Source organism: Streptomyces sp. WAC04114 (assembly GCF_019733245.1).
Taxonomy (GTDB): Bacteria; Actinomycetota; Actinomycetes; order Streptomycetales; family Streptomycetaceae; genus Streptomyces; species Streptomyces massasporeus_A.
Genome location: NZ_JAIGQA010000175.1, coordinates 1 through 16,614 on the forward strand (window position 1 = coordinate 1; position 16,614 = coordinate 16,614).

A 16,614-nucleotide genomic window follows, 5' to 3' on the forward strand; every position below is an offset into this window, starting at 1 on the left:
ACGCCCTGGAGCACGGCGAGCGCCGGGGCCTCTGCCCTCCGGTGAGCGTGCCCGGCTGTCATTCCCCGGTGCCCGTCTCCGTGGCCGTCCGTGGCGAACGCACCATGGTCTCGCACGGCGACGAGCCGCCCCCCGAGGAGGCCGCGCCCGGCGTCCCCGCACGCGCGCGTGGGGGGGAGGGGGGCGCGGGCTCCTCGGGGGGCGGCTCGTGGCCGTGCGAGACCATGGTGCGTTCGCCCTCGTAGGCCATGGAGACGGTCACCGGGGAGTGCCAGCCGGGCACCGTGCGCGACGGGGAGAGGTCGATGCCCTCGCCGTGCTCCAGGGCGTCCCAGCAGTAGTCGCCGTAGTGGTCGTCGCCGAAGGCGGCCGCGAGGGACGTGCGCAGGCCGAGGCGGGCCAGGGCGGTGGCCATGTTGGCGACGCCGCCGGGGCTCGACCCCATGCCGCGCGCCCAGGACTCCGTCCCGCGCACCGGGGCGGAGTCGAGGCCGGTGAAGATGATGTCCAGGAAGACGGTGCCGGTGAGGTAGACGTCCCAGGGCGGGTCGTCCGGCGTGCGCAGCGGGGCGAGGGGATCGACCTGGCTCTGGCGGTGTGATCCCTTTCCGGCCGGGCCCTTTCCGGCCGGGGCGGTGGACGCGGTCACTGTGCGCTCCCTGACGTGGTGCGGATCAGGCCAGTCTGCACCACATCACCGACAACGTGACGCCGATCACGCCGGACCCACCCGTCCCGTCAGCTCGCGCCGGCCCCCCTGCCCCGCCCTCGGCGGGCCTCACCAGCGGGGCATCGCGGGCGTCACCCACTGCGGGTCGGCGATCCGCATCGCCGCCGCGTCGTCACGGTCGCGCAGGGCGCCGTCGTCGTCCAGCCACCGCCGGTGCAGTACGGCCAGGCGCTCGCGGTCGAGTTCCACGCCGAGGCCGGGCGCGTCGGACACGGCGACCTTGCCGCCCTCGAAGGTGAGCCGCTCGGTGAGGACGTCCTCGGACTGCCAGGGGTAGTGGGAGTCGCAGGCGTGGTTGAGGTTCGGCACGGTGGCCGCCACGTGGGTCATCGCGGCGAGCGAGATGCCGAGGTGGGTGTTGGAGTGCATCGACACACCGACGCCGAAGGTGAGGCAGACGGCGGCGAGCTGCTGGGTGTTGCGCAGTCCGCCCCAGTAGTGGTGGTCGGAGAGCACGACCTGGACGGCGCCCCGGGTGAAGGCCTCCCGGATCTCGGCGAAGGTCGTCACGCACATGTTGGTGGCGAGCGGCACCCCGGTGCGCTCGGCGACCTCGGCCATGGCGGGCGTGCCGAGCGCCGGGTCCTCCAGGTACTCCAGGACCTCGCCGAGCTCCTGGGCCACCTTCACCGACGTCTCCACCGACCAGGCGCCGTTGGGGTCCAGGCGCAGCGGATGTCCGGGGAACGCCTCGGCCAGGGCTTTGATCGCCGCGATCTCCTCGTCGGGCGGGAAGACGCCGCCCTTGAGCTTGAAGGAGGTGAAGCCGTACCGCTCCGTGAACCGGCGGGCCTGCTCCACGACCCCCGCCGGATCGACGGCGGCGCCCCAGTCGTCCGTCTCGGCGGGTACGCCCTCGGGGTGGCCGGCCCACTTGTAGAAGAGGTAGGCGCTGTACTCGACGGCGTCGCGCACCTTGCCGCCGAGCAGCGCGTGCACGGGCAGTCCGAGCGCCTTGCCGAAGGCATCCAGGCAGGCGACCTCGAAGCCGGAGACGACGGACAGCCGCAGCTTGTCGGCGGTCTGGACACCGCGCAGCCCGCCGACGTCGACGGCGGTGTCGACGCGGGAGGCGTCCACCGCGACCTGGTCCACGACCGTGAACAGGCCGTTCAGGTCACTGACCTGGCGTCCCTTCAGCCGCTCGGCGAAGGGCCGGGCCAACTCCAGGTACTTGGCGTCGCCGTAGGTCTCCCCCACGCCGGTGATCCCGTCGGCGGTGACGACCTCGACGATCAGCCGGGGCGTGTACGGCTGGTGGACGCCCTGGGTGTTCAGCAGCGGCGGGTCCGCGACCAGGATCGGCGTGAGCGTCACGTCGGTGATGGTGAGGTTCACAGGCCCAGCCATCTCCTCATATAGACGTCATCCATGTATGAGAATGAGGGCTGAGTATGCGAACGTCAACCGCCCGGGCGGCCCGATTACCATCGGCTCATGTCAGAGGCAGGGGGCATCCACGCCCTGCTCACCGGCACCAGCTACCTCGATTCCGACCCGCGGGTCCGGGCGGTGCGGCCGTACCTCGACGAGGCGTCCGAGGCGCTCGGCGAGACCATCCACATGGGCCGGCTGGACGGCCGGGACGTGGCGTACCTGGCCACGCGGGAGTCGCACGAGTACCTGCGCACCATCAGCCGGGTGGAACGGCGCCTGCCCGCGCACGCCGGCACCTGGGCAAGGCCCTGCCGGCGGAGCGCCCGGACGGCGAGTTGCCCGAGGGCCCCTCCGATTCACTGACCCCGAACTCGCACACGAGCCGGGAATCCCGGTGATGCGGGAGATCCGGATCAAAGCCGAGGCGACCGTTCCGCCGGGGTCCGGATCGGTGCACTGGCCTTAGCGAAAACGCCGCCGACGCCTGACGAAAGGCGCTCGTTTACCCGGGCTTCACCACCCCAAACGCAACGTGCTCCAGATCACATGCCCCGGGCTCCCGTGTGCGACTACGTGCTTGATACAAATTGCTCGCGCGTTCCTGTCCGTCGACGGTCGTCGCCCACCCCCCCTTTCCCCCGCTCCTTTCGCATGCCCTGGGAACGCCCGTGTTCGCCCCCCGCACCACTCCCTGGCCCCTCGTCGCCCTTTTCACGGCCGGGTACCTCGCTCCGTATCTGCTGCCCACCACCGTCGGCAGGCTCGACTCGGACCTTCCGCTCTCCGCCACGCAGGCCGGCGCCGTCGGCAGTGCCCTGCTGCTGAGTTCGGCCGCCGCCGGATTCGTCCTGGCCTCCCGGGTCGAACGGATCGGAGCCCGCACCCTCGCCCGGCTCGGCCTCGCCCTGGCCATGCTCGGCTACGGCGGTGCCGCCCTGAGCACCGCCGTCCCCGCCGTCGTCGCCGGCGCGATCGTCGGCGGGTTCGGCTCCGGCACGGCCACCACCGTCGCCGCGACCCTCATCGCGGGTCAGAAGGATCCGCACCGGGCCTCCACGGCCGGACTGCTCACCGTCTCCGCCCTCGCCGGCGCCGTGTATCTGACGGTGCCGCACCTCGGCCCGGGGCACGGTCTGCCGCTGGCCGCGATCGCCCTCACGGCCCTGGCGGTCTGGCCGCTGACCGGACGCCTGCCCGCCGGTGTGCCCGCCACGCCCACCGCCCGGCACGACAAGGCCCGGCTGCCGCACGCCCGTTCGGGGTTGCTGCTGGCCGCCGCCATGGTGTGCTGGTCGCTCGCCCAGAACTCCCTGTGGGGCGTGAGCGGACGCATCGGCCTGGAGCAGGCGCACCTCGGCGAGGCCACCGTCGGTGTCGTCTTCGCCGTCGCTCTCGGCGCCGGCCTGACCGGAGTGCTCGCGGCAGGCGCACTCGGGGCCCGCCTCGGACGCGCGATACCCATCGGCGGCGGCACCGTCCTCATCGCCGTCTGCATCGCGCTCAGCGCCTCCGCGACCGACCTGGGGAGCTTCGCGGCCGGCGAGATCGCCTGGAACACGCTCTACCCGGTGGTGCTGTCGTATCTCATCGGGCTCGCCGCCTCGCTCGACCCACGCGGGCGCTGGGCGGTGCTGGTCGGCTCGGCGTCCTCACTGGGCACGGCGGCCGGACCGCTGACCGGCAGCGTACTGTCGGCGCAGGCCGGCTTCCCGGTCATGGGCGCGGTCCTCGGCGCCGGGCTGCTGGTGATCGCCCTGCCGATGACCGCCGTCGCCCTGCACACCGGCGGACGCCCGCTGCTGCCCGGCGCGATCCGCCGCCGGGGCGGCCACCCGGCCGCCCTGGTCGCCGCCGCCACGGGCACGCCCACCGGCGCGATCCCCGAGATCGGCGCCCCGGAGCAGCCGGTGGTGGAGATCCCGGTCGAGACCGCGGCCGTCCCCGCCCAGCGTGCCTACGACAAGGCGGGGTCGGAGCTCTACTGAGACCCGCCCGGGGCTACAAACGGCAGGCCCTAACCGAAGGTGTAGGCGTCCACCTCGGCGAGATATCGCGCCCGCAGCTCTTCGTCGTCCTCCAGGAAGGAGGCGAGGAAGGAGTTGCGGGCCAGCTCGCGCAGCCGCTCCTCGGTGAGGCCGAGGGTGGCGCGCACGGCGTCGAAGTTGTCGCCGGCGTAGCCGCCGAAGTAGGCCGGGTCGTCGGAGTTGACCGTGCACATGAGGCCCGCGTCGAGCATGGCGGGCAGCGGGTGGTCGGCGAGGGCGTCGACGGTGCGCAGCCGGACGTTGGACAGCGGGCACAGCGTCAGCGGCACCCGGTCGCGCACCAGCCGCTCCACCAGCGCCGGGTCCTCCACACAGCGCAGCCCGTGGTCGACGCGCTCCACGCCGAGGATGTCCAGCGCCTCGGTGATGTACTCCGGCGGGCCCTCCTCACCGGCGTGGGCGACCCGCCGCAGACCGAGCGCGGCGGCCTTCTCGTAGACCTCGCGGAACTTCACCGGCGGGTGCCCGACCTCGGCGGAGTCGAGGCCGACGCCGGTGATCCGGTCCAGGTAGGGCTTGGCCGCCTCCAGCGTGGCCAGGGCCGACTCGGCGGACTCGTCGCGCAGGAAGCACAGGATCAGCCGGGTCGAGACGCCGTGGTTGGCCTCGCTGCTCCCCAGCGCGCGCCACAGCCCCTCGACGACCGTGCCGATCTCCAGACCGCGGCCGGTGTGGGCCTGCGGGTCGAAGAAGATCTCCGCGTGCCGCACGCCCTGCGCGGCGGCCCGGGCGAGATAGGCGTTCGCCAGGTCCTCGAAGTCCCGCTCGGTGCGCAGGACGGCCATGAGCTCGTAGTACAGGTTCAGGAAGGACTGCAGGTCCTCGAACCGGTAGGCCTCGCGCAGCTCGTCCGTGTCGGCGTACGGCAGCGTGACGCCGTTGCGCGCGGCGAGCTCGAAGGCGAGCTCCGGTTCCAGGGTGCCTTCGATGTGAAGGTGCAGTTCGGCTTTGGGGAGGGACATCAATTCATCGTACGGCCGTTTCACCGACGCTTCGGAACCGGCACCCTCAGTAGATCGTGGGCCACGGTCAGCTCACCCTCGTACCCGGCGGCCCGAGCCTGCCGCTCGAACTCGTCCGGCTCCGTGTAGCGCTGGCTGAAGTGGGTCAGCACCAGGTGCCGCACGCCGCCGTCCCGGGCCACGCGCGCGGCCTGACCGGCCGTCAGGTGACCGTGCTCGACGGCGAGTTCCTCGTCCTCGTCGAGGAACGTCGACTCGATGACGAGCATGTCGCAGCCCTCGGCGAGCGCGTACACGCCGTCGCAGAGCCGGGTGTCCATGACGAACGCGAACCGCTGCCCGCGCCGCGTCTCGCTGACGTCCTCCAGCGAGACCCCGCCGAGCGCTCCCTCGCGCTGGATCCGGCCCACGTCCGGGCCCTTGATGCCGTGCGCCGCGAGCCGCTCGGGCAGCATGCGGCGGCCGTCGGGCTCGACGATCCGGTAGCCGTACGACTCCACCGGGTGCGACAGCTTCCGGGCTTCGAGGGTGTACCCGTCCGTGCGGGCCAGGGGCCCGTCGGCGGCGACCGGGGCCTCGGTGATGCCGACGGTCTCGCGGTAGGCGGTGGCGTACCGGAGCCGGTCGAAGAAGCGCTGCCCGGAGCGGGGGTAGTGGGCGGTGATCTCGTGCGGGACCCGGTCGAGGTTGATGCGCTGGATCACGCCGGCGAGGCCGAGGGAGTGGTCGCCGTGGAAGTGCGTGACGCAGATCCGGTTCAGGTCGTGCGCGGCGACCCCGGCGCGCAGCATCTGGCGCTGCGTGCCCTCGCCGGGGTCGAACAGGATGCCCTCGCCGTCCCAGCGCAGCAGGTAGCCGTTGTGGTTGCGGTGCCGGGTCGGGACCTGGCTGGCGGTGCCGAGGACCACGAGTTCACGTACGGACAAGGCGGACTACCCCGGGGGCCATTCGAGGCCGCGGCCACCGAGCACGTGACCGTGCACGTGCCACACCGTCTGGCCGGCGCCGCTGCCGGTGTTGAAGACGAGGCGGTGGCTGTCGAGCTTCTCCTCGTCCGCCACGGCCTGGGCCTCGCGGATCACGTCGGCGGTGAGGGCCGGGTCGGCGGCGGCGAGGGCGGCGGCGTTCTTGTAGTGCGCCTTGGGGATGACCAGGACGTGGGTGGGGGCCTGGGGATTGATGTCGCGGAACGCGATGGTCGTCTCCGTCTGGCGGACGATGGTCGCCGGGATGGTGCCTGCGACGATCTTGCAGAACAGGCAGTCTTCCTGGGGCTCCCCTGCCATTTTCCCTCCGGGGGTTGGCCGAATGTGGTCCGACTCGGGCATCGTATCGTCGTCTTGTGCGGGTGCGTTGTGGCTGGTCGCGCAGTTCCCCGCGCCCCTTAGGTGGGCAGGCCCGGAGGCGTTTTGGCGGGTGCTGTCTCCAGGCTTTCCAGTGCCAGTCGGATGGCCTCGTCCAGTTGGGTGTCTCTGTTCGCCGCGTAGTCCTGGGGGCGTTGGACGATCTCCACGTCCGGGTCCACGCCGTGGTTCTCCACTCCCCATTCGTAGCCCTCCAGCCAGAAGGCGTACTTGGGCTGGGTGACCAGGGTGCCGTCGACCAGGCGGTAGCGGCTGTCGATGCCGATGACGCCGCCCCAGGTGCGGGTGCCGACGACCGGGCCGAGGCCGAGGGCCTTGATCGCCGCGTTGACGATGTCGCCGTCGGAGCCGGAGACCTCGTTGGCGACGGCTACGACGGGGCCGCGCGGGGCGTCCTCGGGGTAGCTGTAGGGGCGCATGCCGCGCGGGACGGCCCAGCCGACGATGCGGCGGGCCAGCTTCTCGACGACCAGCTGGGAGGTGTGGCCGCCGCGGTTCTCGCGGACGTCGACGACCAGGCCCTCGCGGGCGACCTCGACGCGCAGGTCGCGGTGGATCTGGGCCCAGCCGGGGGCCTGCATGTCCGGGACGTGGAGGTAGCCGAGGCGGCCGCCGGACTTCTCGTGGACGTAGGCGCGGCGGTCGGCGACCCAGGCGTGGTAGCGCAGGGGTTCCTCGTCGGCGACCGGGACGACGACGGCGTGCCTCGGGTCGCCGCCGCCGGACGGGGAGATGGTCAGCTCGACCGGCTTGTTGGCCGTGCCGATCAGCAGCGGGCCGGGGCCGAGAACCGGGTCGACCGGCTGTCCCGCGACCGCGACGACGGCGTCCCCGGGGCGTACCGCGACGCCCGGCGCGGCCAGCGGGCTGCGGGCGTCCGGGTCGGAGGTCTCGGAGGGCAGGATGCGGTCGACGCGCCAACTGCCGTCCTCGTGGCGGGAGATGTCGGCGCCGAGCAGGCCCTGGCGGGGGCCGCCGCCGTGGCCGCCGCGCGGGGTGACGTAGGCGTGCGAGGTGCCGAGTTCGCCCTGTACCTCCCACAGCAGGTCGACGAGGTCGTCGTGGGTGGCGCAGCGGTCCAGGACCGGGCGGTAGCGGTCGAGGACGCCGTCCCAGTCGACGCCGCTCATGTCGGGCCGCCAGAAGTGGTCCCGCATGATGCGGCCGTTCTCGTCGAACATCTGGCGCCACTCGGCCGCCGGGTCGACGAACTGGCGTACGCGGCCCAGGTCGACGGTGATGTTGGAGTCGCTGTCGTCGTCGCTGGAGGCACGCCGGTCGCTGGGGACGACCTTCAGCCGCCCGTCGGTCCACAGCAGCACCCGCTTGCCGTCGCCGCTGACCGCGAAGTGGTCGGCGTCGACGGCGAGATGCTCGACGCGCTGCTGGGCGAGGTCGTAGCGCTCCAGCTCGGACTTGGGCTCGGGGTCGTCCGGGGTGGCCCGGGACGCGCCGAGCACACCGTTGACGGGGTGGCGCAGCCACAGGACGCCGTCCTTGGCGGCGCGCAGGTTGGTGTAGCGGGCGGCCTCGACCGGGAAGGGCACGATGCGGTCGGCGAGGCCCTCGAGGTCGATGCGGGTGGTGGGGGTGCCCTCGCTGTCGGGGGTCTCCTCGCGGTCGGGCGTCTCGAAGGACCTGCCGTGCCGCTGGGGCCCGAACGGGGAGGGTGTGGTGGCCGCGAGGGTGATCAGATGCGGTCGGGCGCCGACGACGAAGGCCAGGTCGAAGACGTGCTCGTCGTAGACCGGGTCGAAGGAGCGGGTCGACAGGAACGCGAGGTGCTTGCCGTCCATCGTGAACGCTGGCGCGTAGTCCTGGAAGCGCAGCGGGGTGGCCTCGGTGACCGACAGGTCGGTGGTGTTGGCGAGCTTCAGCTGGCACAGGGGCCGGGGGCCGGGGTGGGACCAGGCCAGCCAGGACGAGTCGGGCGAGAAGACGAGGCCCGACACATCGCCGTCCTCGCTGCGGTCGACCTCGCGCACCTCGCCCGTCTCCCGCTCCACGAGCAGCAGGCGCCCGTCGTGGCAGGACACGGCGGCCCGGCTGCCGTCGGGCGCCATGGCGAGGTCCAGCACCCGGCCGAGCTGCCCTGCGGCGAGCCGGCGGGGGGTCGCCCCCGGGGCGACTCCGGTGGCGGGCGCGAACTCCAGGGCGTCGTCGCCCTCGGCGTCCGTCACCCACACCACCCACTGCTCGCCGTCCGCGCGGAAGGTGCGCGGCAGGCGGGCCCGCACCCCGGGTGTCGCGGCCAGTGCGCGGGCCGGTCCGGCGCGGTGGGTGACCCAGTGCACGGAGCCGCGGACGGCGACCGCGCTGCCGCGCGCCGTGTGGTCGGGGGACGCCGAACCGAACCAGCGGGAGGCGTTCACCGGGAAGGGCTGCAGGTCGACGCGCTGTCCGCCCAGCCGTACGTCCAGCCGCCGCGGCTCGGCCCCCTCCAGGTCGTCCAGCACCCACAGTTCACCGGCGCTGGAGTAGACGACCCGGGTGCCGTCGGTCGCGGCGTGCCGGGCGTAGAAGCCGTCGAGTGGGGTGTGCCGGCGCAGGTCGGAGCCGTCGGCGAGGGAGGAGTAGAGCGCTCCGGTGCCCTCGTGGTCGGAGAGGAAGCCGATCCGGTCGCCCACCCACAGCGGGTATTCGATGTTGCCGTCGAGGTCCTCGTGCAGCCGCGTGAACTCCCCGTCGTCCTCGCGGTCGATCCACAGCTTGCCCGCCGTACCGCCGCGGTAGCGCTTCCACCAGGCCGCCTCACGCCCCATCGGCGCGGACAGCAGCACCGTGTGCGGGCCGTGGGCGACGTCGCCGACGGGCCCGTACGGCAGGGTGGTCGCCGGGCCGCCGTCCAGCGGGACGGCGCGCGCCCAGGTGCGGCGCAGACTCGCCTGCCCCTGGGTGCTGATCGCCAGCACCTCGCCGTCCGGGGTCCAGCCGCGCACCTGTGTCTTGAGGCTCCCCCAGTACGTCAGCCGCTTGGCCGGGCCGCCGTCGACCGGGGCGATGAACACCTCGGGGGCGCCCTCGCGGGTGGAGGTCCAGGCGACGGTGGTGCCGTCGGGCGAGATGCGGGGCTGGGTCACCGGCATGTTGTCGGCGCTGACCCGCCAGGCCCGGCCGCCGTCGAGTGGAGCGAGCCACACGTCGTCCTCGGCGGTGAAGGCGACCAGGTCGCCGTGCACATGGGGGAACCGGAGGTATGCAGACGATGTCACCTGATCACCCTATGCAGGGACCACGCCGCACGGACAGGGTTCGGATCACTTGCCCTCGACGGGGCGGCAGTCCGGGTACCGGTCGCACCAGACGGTCTGGGTGACGGTCACGGTGACGGTCGGCCCGGGCCCCCCGCCGCCGGGCCCGCCGACGGGTGGCGGGGTGGTGGAGTCGCAGTCGCCGAGGCCGTCGACCTGGAACCACACCTTGCCGTCCACCTTGGCGGTGATGTTCCCGCGCACACAGGCGCCGTCCACCGCGTGGGTGACCTTGCCGTCGACGGTGATGTCCTTGCCGTCCTTCGTCTCGCCCTCGCAGTCGACGGTCGCGACGGTCCGCTCACGCGCCGAGGGTGACGACTTCCCGCCGTTGTCCCCGTAGGAGGCGGTGCAGGTGAGCCAACGCACGTCCGCTTTCTGCCGGTTGAGCTCCTTGGTCACGGTCTCGTCGGTGGTGTACGCGACGGACGCGGAGCTGATGCCGCCGGGCTCGCAGGCGACGGCGCCGCCCACCGCCAGCACGGCGAACGCCGCCGCGACCGCCACACGCCGGCCGCGCGGCCCCAGTCGATACCTCGTCGAAACCCCCATGGAGGCGAGCCTGCCACTGACGCGGGCCGTGCGGTAGGGCGCAAAGGCGTCAGCCGCGCAGCGGCAGCCCCTCCTGAAGCTCCACCAAGTTGCCCTCGGGGTCCTTGAGATGCGCCACCCGCGTACGGTCCGTCATGGCCACGGGGCCGTGCACCACCGTGGCAGTCAGGACCAGCGCCCGGTGCGTGCCAGGAGCACGGCCGCGGCGGCCGTGCCGGCAGTCGACGTGCGCAGCACACTGCGTCCGAGGCGATACGCCCGCGCCCCCGCCTCCTCGAACAGCGCCAGCTCCTCCGGCGCGACGCCCCCCTCGGGCCCCACGACCAGCACGATGTCACCGGTGGCCGGCAACTCGGCTGTCGCCAGCGGCGCTTCCCCGCTCTCGTGCAGCACGGCGGCGAAGTCCGCCCCGGCCAGCAGGGCGGCGACCTGCTTGGTCGTCGCCGCCTGAGCGACCTCCGGGAAGCGCACCCGGCGGGACTGCTTGCCGGCCTCCCGGGCCGTGGCCCGCCACTTGCCCAGCGCCTTGGCCCCGCGGTCGCCCTTCCACTGCGTGATGCAGCGCGCCGCCGCCCACGGCACGATCGCGTCGACACCGACCTCGGTCATCGTCTCGACGGCGAGCTCGCCGCGGTCGCCCTTGGGCAGGGCCTGGACGACGGTGACCCGGGGCTGCTCGGCGGGCTCCTCGGACCACGAGTCCAGCTGGACGATCAGCCGGTCCTTGCCCTCCGTGCCGAGCACGACGCAGTCCGCCCAGCGGCCCGCCCCGTCCGTCAGGACGACGTCCTCACCGGCGCGCAGCCGCTTCACGGAGACGGCGTGCCGCCCCTCCGGCCCGTCGAGGACGTACCGGCCGCCGCCGCCCGCGTCGAAGTGCTCGACCACGAACACCGGCGCGGTCACAGCGCGCCCCCGCCCGTCAACGAGGCCCGGGCGGCGGCCAGTTCCCCGGCCAGGATCTCGACCAGTTGCCCGGCGGGCAGTTCCCGCGCCATCCGGTGCCCCTGCCCGGCCCACAGCGCCATGCCCTGCGCGTCACCGGCCTTGGCGGCGGCCTTGCGCAGCGGCGAGGTGAGGTGGTGGATCTCGGGGTAGGCGGCGGGCGCGTACGGGCCGTGCTCGCGCAGGAACCGGTTGACGAGGCCGCGCGCGGGCCGCCCGGAGAACGCCCGGGTCAGCTCGGTACGGACGAACAGCGGGTTGGTCAGCGCCTGCTTGTGCAGGGCGTTCGCGCCCGACTCGTGCGTGGCGAGGAAGGCGGTACCCAGCTGGGCCGCGCTCGCCCCGGCCGCGAGGACCCCGGCGATCTGGCCACCGCGCATGATGCCGCCGGCGGCGACGATCGGGATGCTCACGGTTTCCCGGATCTGGGCGACCAGCGACAGCAGCCCGATGCCGGAACCGTCCAGCTCCGGGATGTCCCGGTGGGTGCCCTGGTGGCCGCCGGCCTCGACGCCCTGGGCGATGACCCCGTCCGCACCCGCCCGTTCGACGGCCCGGGCCTCGTCGGGGGTGGTCGCGGCGGCCAGGACGAAGGTGCCGACGCGGTGCAGGGCGTCGACGACCTCGCGGCTCGGGACGCCGAAGTGGAACGACACCACCGGCACGGGGTTGTCGCGCAGCACCACGAGCTTGGCCTCGAAGCCGTCGTCGCGTCCGCTGTCCGGATCGCCGAGCTCGGCCTCGTACCAGGTGGCCTCGCCGGCCAGCTGGTGGGCGTAGACGTCGACGGCGGCCGGGTCAGCGTACTCCGGCTGCGGCATGAAGACGTTGACGCCGAAGGGCCTGTTGGTGAGGCTCCGGATCTGCTTGATCTCCTGGTACATCCCGTCGGCGGTCTTGTACCCGGCGGCGAGGAACCCGAGCCCGCCCGCTTCGCACACGGCCGCGGCGAGCTGCGGCACGGAGACGCCGCCCGCCATGGGGGCCTGCACGATCGGGTGGGGGAAGAGATCGGTCAGTGCGGAGGACATGACGGCATGTTGTCACGTCCTCCGAACAACTCCGAAACCGGCCTGCCGACTGGCATAGACCAGAGGAACAGGCACCTCCCGTCACCCGGGAGGCGCCCCGTATCACCCGTTACAGGCACCCGTCAGCGACCGTTGAACGCGTCCTTCAACCGCGAGAACAACCCTTGCTGCCCGGGTTGGAACTGACCCGTGGGGCGTTCCTCGCCGCGGAGTTTGGAGAGCTCGCGCAGCAGGCGCTCCTGCTCGGGGTCGAGCTTGGTCGGGGTCTGGACCTCGACGTGGACGATGAGGTCGCCGCGACCGCCGCCGCGCAGGTGCGTGACGCCCCGGCCGTGCAGCGGGATCGACTGGCCGGACTGGGTGCCCGGGCGGATGTCGACCTCCTCCATGCCGTCGAGCGTCTCCAGCGGCACCTTCGTGCCGAGGGCCGCCGCCGTCATGGGGATCGTCACCGTGCAGTGCAGGTCGTCGCCGCGCCGCTGGAACGTGCTGTGCGGCAGCTCGTGGATCTCGACGTAGAGGTCACCGGCCGGACCGCCGCCGGGGCCGACCTCGCCCTCGCCGGCGAGCTGGATCCGCGTGCCGTTGTCGACACCGGCCGGGATCTTGACCGTGAGCGTGCGGCGGGACCGCACGCGGCCGTCGCCCGCGCACTCCGGGCACGGCGTCGGGACGACCGTGCCGAAGCCCTGGCACTGCGGGCAGGGGCGGGAGGTCATGACCTGGCCCAGGAAGGACCGGGTGACCTGCGAGACCTCACCGCGGCCGCGGCACATGTCACACGTCTGGGCGGAGGTGCCCGGGGCCGCGCCCTCGCCGTTGCAGGTGTTGCAGACGACGGCCGTGTCGACCTGGATGTCCTTCGTCGTGCCGAAGGCGGCCTCGCCGAGCTCGACCTCGATGCGGATCATCGCGTCCTGGCCGCGGCGGGTGCGCGAGCGCGGTCCACGCTGCGACGCCGTGCCGAAGAACGCGTCCATGATGTCCGAGAAGTTCCCGAAACCGCCGGCTCCGAAGCCGCCCGCGCCGCCGCCACCGGCCTGCGACAGCGGGTCGCCGCCGAGGTCGTAGACCTGCTTCTTCTGCGGGTCCGACAGCACCTCGTAAGCGGCGTTGATCTCCTTGAACCGCTCCTGGGTCTTCGGATCCGGGTTGACGTCCGGGTGCAGCTCGCGCGCGAGCCGCCGGAAGGCCTTCTTGATCTCTTCCTGCGACGCGTCGCGGCGCACGCCGAGTACGGCGTAGTAGTCCGTGGCCACTACGACTCCGCCAGGATCTGTCCGACGTACCGTGCCACTGCGCGTACCGCTCCCATCGTTCCCGGGTAGTCCATGCGGGTCGGTCCGACCACGCCGAGCTTGGCGACTGCCTCGCCGCCCGAACCGTAGCCGACCGACACGACGGACGTGGAGTTGAGTCCTACGTGGGCGTTCTCGTGACCGATCCGTACGGTCACGCCCGGATCCTGCGCCTCGCCGAGCAGCTTGAGGAGCACGACCTGCTCCTCCAGCGCCTCCAGCACCGGCCGGATCGTGAGAGGGAAGTCATGCCCGAAGCGGGTCAGATTGGCGGTGCCGCCGATCATCAGCCGCTCCTCGTTCTCCTCGACGAGCGTCTCCAGAAGTGTGGAGAGCACCGTAGAGACCGTACCCCGGTCCTCGTGCTCGAACGCCTCCGGGAGATCCTCCACCAGACTCGGCACATCCGTAAAACGGCGGTTCGCCACACGGCTGTTGAGCCGGGCGCGCAGATCCGCGAGCGAGGCGTCGCCGAAGGGCGCCGGGCAGTCGACCACCCGCTGCTCGACCCTCCCGGTGTCCGTGATCAGCACGAGCATCACGCGCGCGGGCGCGAGGGAGAGCAGCTCCACGTGCCGCACCGTCGAACGGGTCAGCGAGGGGTACTGCACGACGGCGACCTGACGCGTGATCTGCGCGAGCAGCCGCACCGTACGCGCAACGACGTCGTCGAGGTCGACGGCGCCGTCGAGGAAGTTCTGGATCGCGCGCCGCTCTGGCGCGGTCATCGGCTTGACGCCGGCGAGCTTGTCGACGAACAGCCGGTAGCCCTTGTCGGTGGGGATGCGCCCGGCACTGGTGTGCGGCTGGGCGATGTACCCCTCGTCCTCCAGGGCCGCCATGTCATTGCGGACGGTGGCCGGGGAGACGCCGAGGCTGTGCCGCTCGGTGAGGGCCTTGGAGCCGACCGGCTCCTCGGTGCCGACGTAGTCCTGGACGATGGCGCGCAGCACCTGAAGCCTGCGTTCACTGAGCATCGCGCACACCTCCAGAAGTCGTCCGCCCGTTGTCCTGCCTGTCGAGCCTGGCACTCTGCGCGTGCGAGTGCCAGCATTCCCCGGCCCAGTGTACGGCGGTGGGGTACACCCCCGGCAAGGCTGGTCGTGCGGCGCCGTGCCCCGAGCGGGGTGCACCGCTAGCGTCGCCGTATGACGGTGACTTGGGAAGACCTCGGATGGGAGCGTCTGGCCGCCGGGGTGGGGCGGTGCCGGCTGCCGGTGTGGGACTGCACGGCGGGGCTGGTCGCCGGGGAGGGCGCCGCCCTCTTGATCGACGCGGGGTCGAGCCTCGCCGAGGGCGAGAAGTTGCGTGCGCAGGCGCGGTCGCTGGCGGGGCACGGTGTGACACATCTCGCGCTGACCCATCCGCACTTCGACCACGTCTTCGGGGCGGCGGCCTTCCCGGACGCGGAGGTGTTCGGCGCGGTGGGCATGGACGCGGTGCTGTCACGGGTGCGGGACCGGGAGGAGCTGCGCGCGGACGCGGTGCGGGGCGGGCTGGCGGCGCCCACGGCCGAGGAGGCGGCGCAGCGGCTGGTCCCGCCCGGGCACCTGGTGTCCGGCGAGTGGACCCTCGACCTGGGCGGCGGGTGCCAGGTGCTGCTGGCGAACGTCGGTCCGGGGCACACCGCGCACGACCTGGCGGTGCTGGTGCCGGGCGATCCGGAGGTGGTGTTCTGCGGCGACCTGGTCGAGGAGTCCGGCGAGCCGCAGGCGGGCCCCGACGCGGTGCCGTCGCACTGGCCGGCCGCCCTGGACCGGTTGCTCGACCTGGGCGGCGAGGACGCGGTGTACGTGCCCGGTCACGGAGCGGTGGTGGACGCGGCGTTCGTGCGGGCGCAACGGGACGCGCTGGCGGCGCGTTTCGGCGTGTCGCGGTGATCGCCGTTCGCCTTCTCCTATCGTCATCCGAATGCGCCAGTACTCCGCCGATCTGACCCCGCCGTGGAAGAAGCCCCAGCCGGTGCCCGAGGTCGCGGCGGAGCCGGGCCTGGTGGTGGAGGAGCCGGGGACCGGCTTCTGCGGGGCGGTGATCCGCTGCGAGGCGGGCACGGTGACCCTTGAGGACCGCTTCGGCAAGCACCGGGTGTTCCCGATGGAGCCGCGCGGCTTCCTGCTGGAGGGCAGGGTGGTGACCCTCGTCCGCCCCGCGCCGGGCGGACCCGCGCGTCCCACCCGCACCGCCTCCGGTTCGGTGGCCGTGCCTGGTGCACGCGCACGGGTCGCCCGCGCCGGCCGCATCTACGTCGAGGGCCGGCACGACGCCGAGCTGGTCGAGAAGGTGTGGGGCGACGACCTGCGCATCGAGGGCGTGGTCGTGGAGTATCTGGAGGGCGTCGACGACCTGCCGTCGATCGTCTCCGAGTTCGCCCCCGGCCCGGACGCACGGCTGGGCGTCCTGGTGGACCACCTGGTGCCGGGCTCGAAGGAGTGGCGCATCGCCCAGTCGGTGACGAGCGAACACGCCCTGGTCGTCGGCCACCCGTACATCGACATCTGGGAGGCGGTGAAACCGTCGTCCCTGGGCATCGGGGCATGGCCGCGGATCCCCCGAGGCCAGGACTGGAAGACGGGCGTGTGCAGGGCACTGGGCTGGCCGGAGAACACGGGGGCGGCCTGGCAACGGATCCTGTCGGGCGTCCACTCGTACAAGGACCTGGAGCCGGAACTGCTGGGCAGAGTGGAAGAACTGATCGACTTCGTCACGGCGTAGCTGCGGGCATGCGTGCCGCTTAGCTGCGGGCATGCGTGCCGCTTAGCTGCGGGCATGCGTGCCGCCAAGGGCGGCACGGGTGGGCGCAGCGGCACCCCGCCACGCCGGGCTGCGAAACCCCCCGCCGCCAGCACGAACGCCGAGCACTTCAGTCCACGAGGTCCCGAACAACCCCGTCCGCCAGCAGCCTCCCCCGCAGTGTGAGCACAGCCCGCCCTTCGTCGTACGGGCCCTTCTCCAGGAGCCCATCCGCCAGCGCCCCCCGCGAGGCAGCCAGCCCGTCCGCCCTGAGCAGCGACAACGGCACCCCCTCCCGCAGCCGCAACTCCAGCAGAATCCGCTCAACC

The 16,614-nt window shown here is 72.7% G+C and carries 13 protein-coding genes and 4 pseudogenes; 4 read left to right on the forward strand and 13 right to left on the reverse strand.

What is annotated here, in order from left to right:
- Nucleotides 1-145: 145 nt before the first annotated feature.
- Together K4G64_RS31830 and K4G64_RS31835 are read right to left on the reverse strand one after the other, a co-directional pair.
- A pseudogene (locus tag K4G64_RS31830) lies at nucleotides 146-649 on the reverse strand (carbohydrate kinase family protein); the annotation flags it as partial.
- A 129-nt stretch (nucleotides 650-778) separates the two neighbouring features.
- Nucleotides 779-2,080: a glucarate dehydratase family protein gene (locus K4G64_RS31835; protein WP_221759405.1), complete on the reverse strand. Its 1,302-nt coding sequence runs from the start codon at nucleotides 2,078-2,080 to the stop codon at nucleotides 779-781.
- A 102-nt stretch (nucleotides 2,081-2,182) separates the two neighbouring features.
- On the opposite strand from K4G64_RS31835, the pseudogene K4G64_RS31840 reads away from it, so the two are divergent.
- Nucleotides 2,183-2,499: pseudogene (locus tag K4G64_RS31840) on the forward strand (IclR family transcriptional regulator); the annotation flags it as partial.
- Between the two features lie 276 nt (nucleotides 2,500-2,775).
- Nucleotides 2,776-4,092: an MFS transporter gene (locus K4G64_RS31845; protein WP_221759406.1), complete on the forward strand. Its 1,317-nt coding sequence runs from the start codon at nucleotides 2,776-2,778 to the stop codon at nucleotides 4,090-4,092.
- 29 nt (nucleotides 4,093-4,121) lie between these two features.
- On the opposite strand, the gene K4G64_RS31850 is transcribed toward K4G64_RS31845, so the two are convergent.
- From K4G64_RS31850 to hrcA, 10 genes and pseudogenes are all read right to left on the reverse strand, one after another.
- Complete coding sequence (locus K4G64_RS31850; protein WP_221759407.1) at nucleotides 4,122-5,114, reverse strand: adenosine deaminase; 993 nt, start codon at nucleotides 5,112-5,114, stop codon at nucleotides 4,122-4,124.
- A 20-nt stretch (nucleotides 5,115-5,134) separates the two neighbouring features.
- Nucleotides 5,135-6,040, reverse strand: a complete 906-nt coding sequence (locus K4G64_RS31855) for a ribonuclease Z (protein WP_221759408.1) — start codon at nucleotides 6,038-6,040, stop codon at nucleotides 5,135-5,137.
- 6 nt (nucleotides 6,041-6,046) lie between these two features.
- Complete coding sequence (locus K4G64_RS31860) at nucleotides 6,047-6,400, reverse strand: histidine triad nucleotide-binding protein (protein ID WP_221759409.1); 354 nt, start codon at nucleotides 6,398-6,400, stop codon at nucleotides 6,047-6,049.
- Nucleotides 6,401-6,498: 98 nt separating this feature from the next.
- The gene (locus K4G64_RS31865; protein ID WP_260461257.1) at nucleotides 6,499-9,645 is read right to left on the reverse strand and encodes a S41 family peptidase; all 3,147 of its coding nucleotides are present in this window, start codon (nucleotides 9,643-9,645) and stop codon (nucleotides 6,499-6,501) included.
- A gap of 90 nt (nucleotides 9,646-9,735) precedes the next feature.
- Complete coding sequence (locus K4G64_RS31870) at nucleotides 9,736-10,281, reverse strand: hypothetical protein (RefSeq protein ID WP_221759411.1); 546 nt, start codon at nucleotides 10,279-10,281, stop codon at nucleotides 9,736-9,738.
- Nucleotides 10,282-10,330: 49 nt separating this feature from the next.
- Nucleotides 10,331-10,444 (reverse strand): annotated as a pseudogene (locus K4G64_RS31875) (VOC family protein); the annotation flags it as partial.
- Between the two features lie 2 nt (nucleotides 10,445-10,446).
- The gene (locus tag K4G64_RS31880; RefSeq protein WP_221759412.1) at nucleotides 10,447-11,187 is read right to left on the reverse strand and encodes a 16S rRNA (uracil(1498)-N(3))-methyltransferase; all 741 of its coding nucleotides are present in this window, start codon (nucleotides 11,185-11,187) and stop codon (nucleotides 10,447-10,449) included.
- Nucleotides 11,184-12,257 (reverse strand): nitronate monooxygenase, encoded by a 1,074-nt coding sequence (locus K4G64_RS31885; protein ID WP_221759413.1) that lies wholly within the window; start codon nucleotides 12,255-12,257, stop codon nucleotides 11,184-11,186. The genes K4G64_RS31880 and K4G64_RS31885 overlap by 4 nt, the downstream gene beginning before the upstream one ends.
- Nucleotides 12,258-12,379: 122 nt before the next feature.
- Nucleotides 12,380-13,516, reverse strand: coding sequence for a molecular chaperone DnaJ (gene dnaJ / locus K4G64_RS31890; RefSeq protein ID WP_221759414.1), 1,137 nt, complete (start codon nucleotides 13,514-13,516; stop codon nucleotides 12,380-12,382).
- Entirely contained in the window at nucleotides 13,516-14,532 is a 1,017-nt protein-coding gene (hrcA, locus tag K4G64_RS31895; RefSeq protein ID WP_221759415.1) for a heat-inducible transcriptional repressor HrcA, read from the reverse strand. Before hrcA ends, dnaJ begins: the two co-directional genes overlap by 1 nt.
- A gap of 171 nt (nucleotides 14,533-14,703) precedes the next feature.
- Between hrcA and K4G64_RS31900 the strand changes: the two genes are divergently transcribed.
- Both K4G64_RS31900 and K4G64_RS31905 read left to right on the forward strand, forming a co-directional pair.
- Nucleotides 14,704-15,435 (forward strand): MBL fold metallo-hydrolase, encoded by a 732-nt coding sequence (locus K4G64_RS31900; protein ID WP_221759416.1) that lies wholly within the window; start codon nucleotides 14,704-14,706, stop codon nucleotides 15,433-15,435.
- Nucleotides 15,436-15,466: 31 nt separating this feature from the next.
- Nucleotides 15,467-16,267: a DUF3097 domain-containing protein gene (locus K4G64_RS31905; RefSeq protein ID WP_221759417.1), complete on the forward strand. Its 801-nt coding sequence runs from the start codon at nucleotides 15,467-15,469 to the stop codon at nucleotides 16,265-16,267.
- A gap of 148 nt (nucleotides 16,268-16,415) precedes the next feature.
- On the opposite strand, the pseudogene K4G64_RS31910 reads toward K4G64_RS31905, so the two are convergent.
- Nucleotides 16,416-16,614: pseudogene (locus tag K4G64_RS31910) on the reverse strand (coproporphyrinogen III oxidase); the annotation flags it as partial.